Annotated in this window: 7 protein-coding genes; all 7 read left to right on the top strand. The window is 63.0% G+C overall.

Annotated features, from left to right (window positions below; genetic code table 11):
• Positions 1–46 precede the first annotated feature (46 nt).
• The 7 genes from rpoB to AC6EUH_RS01690 all read left to right on the top strand — a co-directional run bounded on the left by rpoB (position 47) and on the right by AC6EUH_RS01690 (position 14294).
• Positions 47–3565: a DNA-directed RNA polymerase subunit beta gene (gene rpoB / locus AC6EUH_RS01720; RefSeq protein ID WP_056425206.1), complete on the top strand. Its 3519-nt coding sequence runs from the start codon at positions 47–49 to the stop codon at positions 3563–3565.
• 119 nt (positions 3566–3684) lie between these two features.
• Positions 3685–7584, top strand: a complete 3900-nt coding sequence (locus AC6EUH_RS01715; RefSeq protein ID WP_056425211.1) for a DNA-directed RNA polymerase subunit beta' — start codon at positions 3685–3687, stop codon at positions 7582–7584.
• Positions 7585–8082: 498 nt separating this feature from the next.
• The gene (gene rpsL / locus AC6EUH_RS01710) at positions 8083–8457 is read left to right on the top strand and encodes a 30S ribosomal protein S12 (RefSeq protein WP_011692814.1); all 375 of its coding nucleotides are present in this window, start codon (positions 8083–8085) and stop codon (positions 8455–8457) included.
• Between the two features lies 1 nt (position 8458).
• Complete coding sequence (gene rpsG, locus AC6EUH_RS01705; protein WP_011692813.1) at positions 8459–8929, top strand: 30S ribosomal protein S7; 471 nt, start codon at positions 8459–8461, stop codon at positions 8927–8929.
• Positions 8930–8998: 69 nt separating this feature from the next.
• A complete protein-coding gene (gene fusA / locus AC6EUH_RS01700) occupies positions 8999–11113 on the top strand; it encodes an elongation factor G (RefSeq protein WP_056425214.1) in 2115 nt (704 codons plus the stop codon).
• Between the two features lie 264 nt (positions 11114–11377).
• Positions 11378–12568, top strand: coding sequence for an elongation factor Tu (gene tuf, locus AC6EUH_RS01695; protein WP_346925349.1), 1191 nt, complete (start codon positions 11378–11380; stop codon positions 12566–12568).
• Positions 12569–12737: 169 nt separating this feature from the next.
• Complete coding sequence (locus AC6EUH_RS01690; protein WP_499737621.1) at positions 12738–14294, top strand: carboxylesterase/lipase family protein; 1557 nt, start codon at positions 12738–12740, stop codon at positions 14292–14294.
• Positions 14295–14308: the final 14 nt, after the last annotated feature.

Below are 14308 nucleotides of genomic sequence, written 5' to 3'. Positions count from 1 at the left end.
ACGGGGGAGATCTGAAAACGCCTGAAGGTCTGTGGAAGGATCCCTCTTGGTCGCCTCGAGCACCTCTAATGTAAACAACGCTGCAACCGCTATCAATGCCGACAGCACCGACGGTGCAACCCGCCGGCTCTCATTCGCAAAGATTCACGAACCGCTTGACGTTCCGAATCTGCTTGCCCTGCAAACCGACAGCTTTGACTGGCTGGTCGGAAACGAACGCTGGCAGGCACGCGTAGCCAAGGCCGTCGAAGAAGGCGACCTCAGCGTCGCCACCTCCTCGGGTCTGTCCGACATTTTCGAAGAGATCTCCCCGATCGAGGATTTCCAGGGCACCATGTCCCTGAGCTTCTCCGAGCCGGAGTTCGCTGATCCGAAATACACGATGGCCGAGTGCAAGGACCGGGACGCAACGTACTCGGCTCCGCTGTACGTCAAGGCCGAATTCATGAACAACAACACGGGCGAAATCAAGCAGCAGACCGTGTTCATGGGTGACTTCCCGCTGATGACCGAGAAGGGCACCTTCGTTGTCAACGGCACCGAGCGTGTTGTTGTCTCCCAGCTGGTCCGCTCCCCGGGCGCCTACTTTGAGCGCACCGCCGACAAGACCAGTGACAAGGACATCTTCACTGCGAAGATCATCCCGTCCCGCGGTGCCTGGTTCGAACTTGAAATCGACAAGCGCGACCAGGTCGGCGTCCGTCTCGACCGCAAGCGCAAGCAGTCCGTCACGGTGCTGCTGAAGGCCCTCGGCTGGACCGAAGGCCAGATCCTCGAAGAGTTCGGCCAGTACGACTCCATGCGCGCAACGCTGGAGAAGGACGCCACCGAAACCCGCGAAGACGCCTTGCTGGACATCTACCGGAAGCTGCGACCGGGCGAGCCGCCCACGGTCGAGGCTGCCCAGTCTCTGCTGGACAACCTGTACTTCAACTCCAAGCGCTACGATCTGGCCAAGGTTGGCCGCTACAAGATCAACCGCAAGCTCGGCATCGACCGCTCCCTTGGTGACAAGGAAGCGTCTGTCCTGCACGTTGAAGACATCGTCGCCATGATCAAGTTCCTCGTCGCACTGCACGCCGGTGAGAAGACCCTCACGGGCAAGCGCGACGGCCAGGACCACGAGCTGCGCGTTGAGATCGATGACATCGACCACTTCGGCAACCGCCGCATCCGCGCCGTCGGCGAGCTCATCGAGAACCAGGTCCGCACCGGCCTGTCCCGTATGGAGCGCGTTGTCCGCGAGCGTATGACGACTCAGGACGTCGAGGCCATCACGCCGCAGACGCTGATCAACATCCGCCCCGTCGTGGCAGCCATCAAGGAGTTCTTCGGAACGTCCCAGCTGTCCCAGTTCATGGACCAGAACAACCCGCTGTCGGGTCTGACCCACAAGCGCCGTCTGTCGGCGCTTGGCCCGGGTGGTCTGTCCCGTGACCGTGCAGGCATGGAAGTCCGAGACGTTCACCCGTCCCACTACGGACGTATGTGCCCCATCGAAACCCCTGAAGGCCCGAACATTGGTCTGATCGGTTCGCTGGCTTCCTACGGACGTATCAACCCGTTCGGCTTCATCGAGACCCCGTACCGCCTTGTGTCCGAGGGTGTCGTCTCCGATGAGGTCCAGTACCTCACGGCCGACGATGAAGCAGAGGTCCTGATTGCCCAGGCCAACGCTCCGCTCGACGCGAACAAGAAGTTCGCCGAAGAGACCGTCCTCGTCCGCGCCCGTGGTGGTGGAGGCGAGCCTGTGCTGGTTCCCGCCGCCGACGTCGAGTTCATGGACGTTTCCCCGCGCCAGATGGTGTCCGTTGCTACGGCCCTGATCCCGTTCCTCGAGCACGACGATGCTAACCGCGCACTCATGGGTGCCAACATGCAGCGCCAGGCCGTGCCGCTGGTCCGTTCCGAGGCGCCGTTCGTCGGTACCGGCATGGAGCGCGCCGCTGCAGTCGACGCCGGTGACGTTGTCATCGCGAAGAAGGCAGGCGTGGTGACCGAGGTCTCCGCTGAGCTGGTCATCGTGCTCAACGACGACGGTACGGAAACCAACTACCGCATCAACAAGTTCGCCCGCTCCAACCAGGGCAACTGCTACAACCACCGCGTTCTGGTGAGCGAAGGCCAGCGCCTGGAAGTTGGCGGCATCATCGCCGACGGCCCGGCAACGGACCAGGGCGAACTGGCCCTTGGCAAGAACCTGCTCGTGGCATTCATGTCATGGGAAGGCCACAACTTCGAGGATGCCATCATCCTGTCCCAGCGCATCGTGGCTGAGGACGTCCTTTCCTCCATCCACATCGAGGAGCACGAAATCGATGCCCGCGACACCAAGCTTGGTGCCGAGGAAATCACCCGTGACATCCCGAACGTGTCGGAGGAAGTCCTGGCCGGCCTGGACGAGCGTGGCATCATCCACATCGGTGCCGAGGTCGAAGCCGGCGACATCCTGGTCGGAAAGGTCACGCCGAAGGGCGAGACCGAGCTGACCCCGGAAGAGCGCCTGCTGCGCGCCATCTTCGGTGAGAAGTCCCGCGAAGTGCGCGACACCTCCCTGAAGGTTCCGCACGGCGAGTCCGGCACCGTGATCGGTGTCCGGGTCTTCGACCGCGACAACGACGACGAGCTGCCCCCGGGCGTCAACCAGCTGGTCCGTGTCTACGTGGCTGCCAAGCGCAAGATCACCGACGGCGACAAGCTCGCCGGCCGCCACGGCAACAAGGGTGTTATCTCCAAGATCCTCCCGATCGAGGACATGCCCTTCCTTGCCGACGGTACCCCCGTTGATATCGTCCTGAACCCGCTGGGTGTCCCGGGCCGTATGAACGTCGGCCAGGTGCTGGAAACGCACCTTGGCTGGGTTGCCAAGACCGGCTGGAAGATCGAAGGCGAGCCCGAGTGGGTCAAGCAGCTGCCGAACCTGCCGCGCGAGAGTGGCTCGACCACTGTTGCAACGCCGGTCTTCGACGGTGCGCGTGAAGAGGAAATCACTGGTCTCCTCGACTCCACCAACGTCACCCGCGACGGCGACCGCCTGATCAACTCCTCAGGCAAGACCCGTCTGTTCGACGGCCGCTCCGGCGAGCCGTTCCCGGATCCGATCTCGGTCGGCTACATGTACATCCTGAAGCTCCACCACCTGGTGGACGACAAGATCCACGCGCGCTCCACCGGCCCGTACTCCATGATCACGCAGCAGCCGCTGGGTGGTAAGGCACAGTTCGGTGGCCAGCGCTTCGGTGAAATGGAAGTGTGGGCGCTCGAAGCTTACGGCGCCGCATACACGCTCCAGGAGCTCCTCACGATCAAGTCGGATGACATCCATGGTCGTGTGAAGGTCTACGAAGCCATCGTCAAGGGCGAGAACATCCCGGAGCCGGGCGTTCCTGAGTCCTTCAAGGTCTTGATCAAGGAAATGCAGTCGCTGTGCCTGAACGTGGAAGTTCTTTCCACGGACGGAACCACAATTGAAATGCGTGACTCTGATGACGCAGTCTTCACGGCTGCGGAAGAACTGGGCATCGATCTGTCTCGTGCAGAGCCCAGTTCCGTAGAAGAGGTTTAGCAGGCAGGGGTCGGGGAAAAGCAAGCGGCCCCGCCGCGCTGTCTTTTCCCCGGCGCCTCCTCCCTCTTCCCGTAACCCAAGACTTCAGAATTTAGAGAACAAGAGAGAACAGGGACCATATGTCCAGCGAATCCTCCTTCGGCCTCATGCAGATCGGCCTCGCCACCGCGGAAGACATCCGTGGCTGGTCTTACGGCGAGGTTAAGAAGCCGGAAACCATCAACTACCGCACGCTCAAGCCTGAGAAGGACGGCCTCTTCTGCGAGAAGATCTTCGGCCCGTCCCGCGACTGGGAATGCTACTGCGGTAAGTACAAGCGCGTGCGCTTCAAGGGCATCATTTGTGAGCGGTGTGGCGTTGAGGTCACCCGTGCAAAGGTCCGCCGTGAGCGCATGGGCCACATCGAGCTGGCCGCCCCGGTCACGCACATCTGGTACTTCAAGGGTGTTCCGTCCCGCCTGGGCTACCTCCTTGACCTGGCACCGAAGGACCTCGAAAAGGTCATCTACTTCGCCGCCTACATGATCACGAGCGTCGACGCCGACAGCCGCCACGAAGAACTGCCCAACCTCCAGGTTGAGCACGACATCGAAAAGAAGCAGCTGATCGACAACCGCGACTCCGACATCGCCACGATCGCCCGCGACCTTGAGAACGAGCTTGCCCGTCTCGAAGGCGAAGGCGCCAAGGCTGCCGACAAGAAGAAGGCCCGCGACTCCGCTGACCGCCAGATGGCCAACGTCCGCAAGCGCGCGGATGCTGAGATCGAGCGCCTCGAGCAGGTCTGGGACCGCTTCAAGAACCTCAAGGTCGCCGACCTTGAAGGTGACGAGGGCCTGTACCGCGAACTGCGCGACCGCTACGGCATGTACTTCGAAGGCTCCATGGGTGCCGAGGCGATCAAGAAGCGTCTTGAGAACTTCGACATGCAGGCCGAGTCGGACATGCTCCGTGACGTCATCGCCAACGGCAAGGGCCAGCGCAAGACCCGCGCCCTGAAGCGGCTCAAGGTGGTCAACGCGTTCCTGACCACCAACAACAGCCCGCTCGGCATGGTGCTGGACGCCGTCCCGGTGATCCCGCCGGAACTGCGCCCCATGGTCCAGCTGGACGGCGGCCGCTTCGCGACCTCCGACCTCAACGACCTGTACCGCCGCGTGATCAACCGCAACAACCGCCTCAAGCGACTGCTTGATCTGGGTGCTCCGGAGATCATCGTCAACAACGAGAAGCGCATGCTTCAGGAAGCTGTTGACAGCCTCTTCGACAACGGCCGCCGCGGCCGTCCGGTCACCGGACCGGGCAACCGTCCGCTGAAGTCCCTGAGCGACATGCTCAAGGGCAAGCAGGGTCGTTTCCGCCAGAACCTCCTGGGTAAGCGCGTTGACTACTCCGGCCGTTCGGTGATCGTCGTCGGCCCGCAGCTGAAGCTGCACCAGTGTGGCCTGCCGAAGCAGATGGCACTGGAGCTCTTCAAGCCGTTCGTGATGAAGCGCCTGGTTGACCTCAATCACGCGCAGAACATCAAGTCGGCCAAGCGGATGGTCGAGCGTTACCGCCCGCAGGTCTGGGACGTCCTCGAAGAGATCATCACCGAGCACCCCGTGCTGCTGAACCGTGCACCTACCCTGCACCGTCTCGGCATCCAGGCGTTCGAGCCGCAGCTTGTTGAAGGCAAGGCAATCCAGCTTCACCCGCTGGTTTGTGGCGCTTTCAACGCTGACTTCGACGGCGACCAGATGGCAGTCCACCTGCCGCTGAGCCCCGAGGCCCAGGCTGAAGCCCGCATCCTGATGCTGTCCTCGAACAACATCCTGAAGCCGTCTGACGGCCGCCCGGTGACGCTGCCTTCGCAGGATATGATCATCGGCCTCTACCACCTGACCACCAAGCGTGTCGGTTCAGCTGGCGAGGGCCGGATCTTCTCCTCCGTGTCGGAAGCCATCATGGCGTACGACCTGCACGAGCTGCACCTGAACTCCCAGGTCAAGATCCGGCTTGAGGGCTTTGTGCCTTACGCCGGCTGGGAAGCTCCGGAAGGCTGGGAGCCGGGTCAGACCGTGCTCGTCCAGACCTCCCTGGGCCAGGTCCTCTTCAACGAGACCCTGCCCGAGGACTACCCGTGGGTTGAGGATGTAGCCGACAAGGGCGAGCTGTCCCGGATCGTCAACGACCTCGCGGAGCGCTACCCGAAGGTGGTCACGGCCGCAACGCTGGACAACCTGAAGGATGCCGGTTTCTACTGGGCCACCCGGTCCGGCGTCACCGTCGCCATCTCCGACATCGAGGTGCCCCAGGACAAGCCGCGGATCCTCGCCGGCTACGAGACCATGGCTGCCAAGATTCAGGGCCAGTACGACAAGGGCCTGATCGACGACGACGAGCGTCGCCAGGAACTGATCGAAATCTGGAACAAGGCAACGAACGAAATCGCCCAGGCGATGCGTGACAGCCTGTCCCCGATGAACACCATCAACCGCATGGTGTCCTCCGGCGCACGTGGTAACTGGATGCAGGTCCGCCAGATCGCGGGTATCCGTGGCCTGGTGGCCAACCCTAAGGGTGAGATCATCCCGCGTCCGATCAAGTCCTCCTACCGCGAGGGCCTGTCGGTGCTGGAATACTTCATCGCCACGCACGGTGCCCGTAAGGGTCTGGCTGACACCGCGCTGCGTACCGCCAACTCGGGTTACCTGACACGTCGTCTGGTGGACGTGTCGCAGGATGTCATCGTCCGTGAAGAGGACTGCGGCACCGAGCGCGGTCTCATGACCGCCATCGCCGTGGCTGACGCCAACGGCGAGCTGGTCCTGGACGAGAACGTCGAGAACAGCGCGTACGCCCGTACCCTGGCCGTGGATGTCGTTGACTCCAAGGGCAAGGTCCTGGCCGCGGGCGGCACTGACTGCGGCGACGTCGTCATTGCCGAACTGTTCGCCGCCGGCATCACCGAGGTCAAGGTCCGCTCCGTACTCACCTGTGAGTCCAGCGTCGGCACCTGCGCCCTGTGCTACGGCCGTTCGCTGGCCACGGGTAAGACCGTCGACATCGGTGAGGCAGTCGGCATCATCGCCGCACAGTCCATCGGTGAGCCGGGTACCCAGCTGACCATGCGTACGTTCCACACCGGTGGTGCTGTTTCCTCCAGCGGTGGCGACGACATCACCCAGGGTCTGCCCCGTATCCAGGAGCTCTTCGAAGCCCGTACTCCGAAGGGTGTCGCACCGATTGCTGAAGCAGCCGGCCGCATCGCCATCGAAGAGTCCGAGCGCCAGATGCGCCTGGTCATCACCCCGGATGACGGATCCGAAGAGATCGCTTACCCGGTGCTGCGCCGTTCACGTCTTCTCATCGAAGACGGCGATCACGTCAGCGTCGGCCAGAAGCTCATCAACGGCCCGGTCGACCCCAAGCAGGTTCTGCGCATCATGGGCCCCCGTGCCGCGCAGAAGTTCCTGGTGGACGAGGTCCAGGGCGTGTACCGCAGCCAGGGCATCGGTATCCACGACAAGCACGTCGAGGTTATCGTCCGCCAGATGCTGCGCCGCGTCACGGTGATCGAGTCCGGCGAATCGGATCTGCTGCCCGGCGAGCTCGCCGAGCGCAGCCGCTTCGAGGATGCCAACCGCCGCGTTGTGTCCGAGGGCAAGACGCCGGCTTCCGGCCGTCCCGAGCTCATGGGCATCACCAAGGCGTCCCTGGCGACCGAGTCCTGGCTGTCCGCAGCTTCCTTCCAGGAGACCACCCGCGTCCTGACGCAGGCGGCCATGGAAGGCAAGAGCGATCCGCTGCTCGGCCTCAAGGAAAACGTCATCATCGGTAAGCTCATCCCGGCCGGCACGGGTCTCCCGCGCTACACCGAGGTCACCGTGGAGCCCACTGAAGAAGCAAAGGCCAATCTGTTCACCGGCCCCAGCGCGTTCAGTGACTTCTCCTACGATTCCCTGGGCGGCGACGGAGCTCCTGAGTTCCACGCCATCCCGCTGGATGACTACGATCTGGGCAGCGACTTCCGCTAACGGGCAGGGCGGGCCCTTTCGTGTCGCGTTCCGCGCCACGTAGGGACCCGGCCACCCTGCCCTTGGTAGTTCAACGCCTGAACCACGGGATGGTCCCTCGCCGCAAGGTGGGGGACCATCCCCGTTTAAACCGGGGAGCGGCCGACGTCGGAGGAGCCCGGTTCCGCGCCGATTAAGGGCTGGGACCCGTCCGTGTTAGACTTGAGACTAATTGTTATTGTGGCAGTGGATGAGTGCGCCGGTTTAGTTAGACAGCTGAGAGCTGAAGGCTGAACCAGGACGACGTTTCCGGTTTGCAGGGTTCTTGTGCAACGTATGCCACATTTTCGCATGCCTAGGGGCAATTCAGGATGGAAGTCCGTGGATCCCGGCGTGCGGTCCGACTATTAAGGCTTCGCCTCAGCTGCTCTGGAGAGAACTTCAAAGCTCGAGCGGCGGGGCGCAGCGACAAGAGAGCGGCTGCCAACGGCCGCTCCGGATAAAACGGAGAACACGAGAGTGCCTACGATTAACCAGCTGGTCCGCAAGGGCCGCACGCCTAAGGTCAAGAAGACCAAGGCTCCCGCGCTTAACGGCAGCCCGATGCGCCGCGGTGTTTGCACCCGCGTGTACACGACGACCCCGAAGAAGCCGAACTCGGCTCTGCGTAAGGTTGCACGTGTGCGCCTCAACGGCGGCGTTGAAGTCACCGCGTACATCCCCGGTGTAGGCCACAACCTGCAGGAGCACTCCATTGTGCTCGTCCGTGGCGGCCGCGTTAAGGACCTTCCGGGTGTCCGCTACAAGATCGTCCGTGGCGCCCTCGATACCCAGGGTGTCAAGAACCGTAAGCAGGCTCGTAGCCGCTACGGCGCAAAGATGGAGAAGAAGTAATATGCCTCGCAAGGGTCCGGCCCCCAAGCGGCCGCTAGTTCTAGATCCCGTTTACGGCTCCCCGCTGGTCACCCAGCTGATCAACAAGGTGCTCGTTGACGGCAAGAAGTCCACCGCAGAGCGCATCGTTTACGGTGCACTCGAAGGTGCTCGTGCCAAGTCCGGCGGCGACCCCGTTGCAGCCCTCAAGAAGGCCATGGAGAACGTCAAGCCTTCCCTCGAGGTCCGCTCCCGCCGTGTCGGTGGCGCCACCTACCAGGTTCCGGTTGAGGTCAAGCCGGGTCGCTCCACCGCCCTCGCCCTGCGCTGGCTGGTTGGCTACTCGAAGGCCCGCCGCGAGAAGACCATGACCGAGCGCCTCCAGAACGAGATTCTGGATGCCTCCAACGGTCTCGGTGCCGCTGTGAAGCGTCGCGAAGACACCCACAAGATGGCCGAGTCCAACAAGGCCTTCGCACACTACCGCTGGTAATACTTCCCGGACGCCGCCGGCTCAACCGAGCCGGCGGCGAACGTGCAGTCCATCCGAAAGGGAGACACCGTGGCACAGGACGTGCTTACCGACCTTAGCAAGGTCCGCAATATCGGCATCATGGCCCACATCGATGCCGGCAAGACCACTACTACCGAGCGCATCCTGTTCTACACGGGTGTGAACCACAAGATCGGCGAAACGCACGACGGCGCTTCGACGACTGACTGGATGGAACAGGAAAAGGAACGCGGCATCACCATCACGTCTGCCGCCGTGACCTGCTTCTGGGAAAACAACCAGATCAACATCATTGACACCCCCGGCCACGTGGACTTCACGGTTGAGGTTGAGCGCTCCCTGCGCGTCCTCGACGGTGCAGTTGCCGTGTTCGACGGCAAGGAAGGCGTGGAGCCGCAGTCTGAGACTGTTTGGCGCCAGGCTGACAAGTACAACGTTCCGCGTATCTGCTTCGTCAACAAGATGGACAAGCTCGGCGCTGACTTCTACTTCACCGTCGACACCATCATCAGCCGCCTCGGTGCCAAGCCGCTCGTTATGCAGCTGCCGATCGGCGCCGAGAACGACTTCATCGGCGTCGTCGACCTGCTCTACATGCGTGCCCTGGTCTGGCCCGGCGACTCCAAGGGTGACGTCACCATGGGTGCCAAGTACGAGATCCAGGAGATCCCGGCTGACCTCAAGGAAAAGGCTGAAGAGTACCGCGCAACGCTCGTTGAGACCGTTGCAGAGTCCTCCGAAGAGCTCATGGAGAAGTACCTCGAAGGCGAAGAAATCTCCGAGGACGAGCTCAAGGCCGGCATCCGCAAGATGACGATCAACTCCGAGCTCTACCCGGTCTTCTGTGGCTCCGCGTTCAAGAACCGCGGCGTACAGCCGATGCTTGACGCCGTCGTGGACTACCTGCCGAACCCGCTCGACGTCCCCCCGATGATCGGTCACGATCCTCGCGACGAAGAGAAGGAACTGACCCGCAAGCCGTCCTCCGAGGAGCCGTTCTCGGCCCTGGCGTTCAAGATTGCTGCTCACCCCTTCTTCGGCCAGCTCACCTTCATCCGCGTGTACTCCGGTCACGTGGAAGCAGGCGCCCAGGTGGTCAACTCCACCAAGGGCAAGAAGGAGCGCATCGGCAAGCTGTTCCAGATGCACGCCAACAAGGAAATGCCCGTTGACGGCGCTACCGCCGGCCACATCTACGCAGCGATCGGCCTGAAGGACACCACCACGGGCGACACCCTGTGCGATTCTTCGAACCAGATCGTCCTCGAGTCCATGAGCTTCCCGGAGCCCGTGATCTCTGTTGCGATCGAGCCGAACACCAAGGGTGACCAGGAGAAGCTCTCCACGGCCATCCAGAAGCTCTCCGCTGAGGACCCGACCTTCCAGGTCTCCCTCAACGAAGACACCGGTCAGACCATCATCGCCGGCATGGGCGAGCTCCACCTGGACATCCTGGTGGACCGCATGCGCCGCGAGTTCAAGGTCGAGGCAAACGTGGGCAAGCCCCAGGTTGCTTACCGCGAAACCATCAAGCGTGCTGTAGAGCGTCACGACTACACGCACAAGAAGCAGACCGGTGGTTCGGGCCAGTTCGCAAAGATCCAGATCGCGATCGAGCCGCTGGACACGTCCGAAGGCGAGATGTACGAGTTCGAGAACAAGGTCACTGGTGGCCGCGTTCCGCGCGAATACATTCCGTCCGTTGACGCCGGTATCCAGGATGCACTGAACGACGGCGTCCTGGCCGGCTACCCGGTTGTCGGCATCAAGGCCACGCTGATTGACGGCGCGTACCACGATGTTGACTCCTCGGAAATGGCGTTCAAGATCGCCGGCCGTATGGCTTTCAAGGAAGCCGCACGCAAGGCGAACCCTGTCCTGCTCGAACCGCTGATGGATGTAGAGGTCCGCACCCCTGAGGAATACATGGGTGAAGTTATCGGTGACCTCAACTCCCGCCGTGGCCAGATGCAGTCCATGGAAGATGCCCAGGGCGTCAAGGTCATCCGTGCGCACGTTCCGCTGTCCGGCATGTTCGGCTACATCGGTGACCTGCGTTCCAAGACCCAGGGCCGCGCTGTGTACTCCATGACGTTCAACAGCTACGCCGAGGTCCCGAAAGCAGTCGCCGACGAGATCATCCAGAAGAACCGCGGCGAATAGTCCCCGCGACTCTCGCAGCTACAAAAAACTCGGGTGCGTCTCTAACTACGGAGATTCACCTGGTGCAGATGGCCGGTCCCCGGTCCGCCGCTTACCGGTCAGGCCGGATCCGGCCATCTGCACCGACAGACTCGTGGGACTAGTATTAGTTCCTGAATCTGCAATTTCATCAAACCAAAGCCCCCCAAGTAGACTTACTGGAGTTTCTGCCGCGACAAGCGCGGTTGAAGGGTAAGTCATTTGAAAACGTTCTAGGAGGAACCTGTGGCAAAGGCAAAGTTCGAGCGGACTAAGCCGCACGTTAACATCGGCACCATTGGTCACGTTGACCACGGTAAGACGACGTTGACGGCCGCGATTTCCAAGGTGCTGTACGACAAGTACCCGACTCTCAACGAGCAGCGCGACTTCGCGTCGATTGACTCTGCTCCCGAAGAGCGTCAGCGCGGCATTACCATCAACATTTCCCACGTTGAGTACCAGACCGAGAAGCGCCACTACGCACACGTAGACGCTCCGGGTCACGCCGACTACATCAAGAACATGATCACCGGCGCCGCTCAGATGGACGGTGCAATCCTTGTGGTTGCCGCCACTGACGGCCCGATGGCTCAGACCCGCGAGCACGTCCTGCTCGCCCGCCAGGTTGGTGTTCCCTACCTGCTGGTCGCGCTGAACAAGTCGGACATGGTTGAGGACGAAGAGCTCCTCGACCTCGTCGAAATGGAAGTTCGCGAGCTGCTTTCGGCTCAGGGCTTCGATGGCGATGAAGCTCCGGTTGTCCGCGTCTCCGGCCTGAAGGCTCTCGAAGGCGACCCGGTGTGGGTCAAGTCCGTCGAGGACCTCATGGAAGCTGTCGACGAGTCCGTTCCGGACCCCGTACGTGACCGTGACAAGCCGTTCCTGATGCCGATCGAAGATGTCTTCACGATCACCGGCCGTGGCACCGTTGTTACGGGCCGCGCCGAGCGTGGAACCCTTGCCATCAACTCCGAGGTCGAGATCGTCGGCATCCGCCCGGTCCAGAAGACCACGGTTACCGGTATCGAGATGTTCCACAAGCAGCTCGACGAAGCATGGGCCGGCGAGAACTGTGGCCTCCTGCTCCGCGGTCTGAAGCGCGACGATGTCGAGCGTGGCCAGGTTGTCGTCAAGCCGGGTTCCATCACCCCGCACACCGACTTCGAGGCTAACGTCTACATCCTCTCCAAGGACGAAGGCGGACGTCACAACCCGTTTTACTCCAACTACCGCCCGCAGTTCTACTTCCGCACCACGGACGTAACCGGCGTTATCACCCTGCCGGAAGGCACGGAAATGGTTATGCCCGGCGACAACACTGAGATGACCGTTGCGCTCATCCAGCCCATCGCCATGGAAGAGGGCCTCGGCTTCGCTATCCGCGAAGGCGGCCGCACCGTTGGTTCGGGACGCGTTACCAAGATCCTCAAGTAATACTTGCTGATCTGTGTTTAGATCTCTGATCGGTACAGCCGTCTGACGGCCTCCGTGAAGTAAGGAACAGCCCCGCTGCATTTGCAGCGGGGCTGTTTTTTTGTGCCCTCTTGCCGCTGAAGGACCAACGCCCCTTTCGGTACCCGGCGTCAGGACCCACGATGGTGTGATGAACGTAGTGGTCAAGACTATTGGCGGCGAGCTGCGCGGCAGCACTGCGGCCGGCGTACATTCCTTTCTCGGAGTCCCGTACGCCGCACCGCCTTTCGGCGCGAACCGGCTCCGGCCGCCACAGCCGGCCGAGCCGTGGTCCGGCGTCCGGAACGCCACGACGCTTGGGCCGGAGCCCCCGCAGGTGGCGCCTCCCGCCACCGGCGGTCCGGAGACCGGTGCCTCGGAGAACTGGACGGACGTCAGCTCCGCGTTCGCGGCGGTGGAACGCGCTGCCCCCTCGGCGGACTGCCTCAACCTCAACGTCTGGACGCCGGATCCCGGCGCCACGAAGCTCCCCGTGATGGTGTGGATCCAGGGCGGCATGTTCGAGCTCAGCTCGACGGCGGCCTACGACGGGAGCCGCTTCGCCCGGGACGGGGTGGTCTGTGTTGTCATCAACTGGCGTCCCGGCGCGGAGGGGTTCCTCTACCTCGACGACGGCATCGCCAACCTTGGCCTGCTCGATCAGGTCGCGGCGCTGCAGTGGGTGCGGGCGAACATCGCCGCCTTCGGCGGGGACCCCGGCAACGTCACGGTCTTCGGCGAGTCCGCCGGGGCGATGAGTATTGGCATGCTGCTGGCGATGCCCCGCGCAGAGCGGCTGTTCAACAGAGCCATCCTGCAGAGCGGCGCGGCCCACCAGGTCACGCCGGCTGTTGATGCGTTGCGCATCGCCGGATACCTGGCCGGCAAGCTGGGGGTGCCCGCCACCCGGGATGCGATCGCCGCCGTCGGAGTCCAACGGCTCCTCGCGGCGCAGGCCGCGCTGAAGGATGACTTGCTCGCCGACCCGGACCCGGAACGCTGGGGACAGGCCGTCGTCGCGAGCGTGATGCCGGGGCAGCCGGTCGTCGACGGCGACATCCTGCCGGGCCCGCCGATAGAGCGGATCGCGGCGGGAGCCGGGGGAGCGGTGGACGTCATCGTCGGCACCAATACCGATGACTGGCGGCTGTGGCTGGTGGCCAGCGGGGCGATGGCCCGCATTACCGTGGGAATCCGGTCCGGTCCGGTCCGTGCCTACGGCTATCAGTCCCTGGCGGCTTACGGACTGCCGGCCGAACAGGCCCTGTCCGCCTACCGGATGAGATACCCCGAAGCGCCGCCCGGTGAACTGCTGGCCGCGGTCCAGACGGACTGGTGGATGCGGATCCCCGCCATACGGCTTGCCGACGCCCACGCCACCGCCGGCAGTGCGGGCGCAGGCACGTTCATGTACGAGTTCGACTGGGCCTCGCCGGGCCTCGGCGCGGTCCACGCCGTCGAAGTTCCCTTTGTATTCGACACGGCCGCCACGGATGCTCCGCTCTTCGGACCGCTGCTGGGAAACGACCCGCCGCAAGAACTGGCGCGCAGCATGCACGCCGCGTGGGTTTCCTTCGCCGGCACCGGGGACCCGGGCTGGCCAAGGTATGACCTTCGGCGGAGGGCAACCATGCGGTTTGGCGCGGTCTCCCAGGTGGTGGAGGATCCCCGGCCGTGGGAGCGGGCCCTGTGGGAGGGCGTCCGCTGACCCCCGCCGAGGCG

Source organism: Arthrobacter sp. 001422645 (assembly GCF_059816125.1).
The sequence above is the reverse complement of the archived record's forward strand: the minus strand, read 5'-3'. Positions and strand labels throughout refer to the sequence as shown.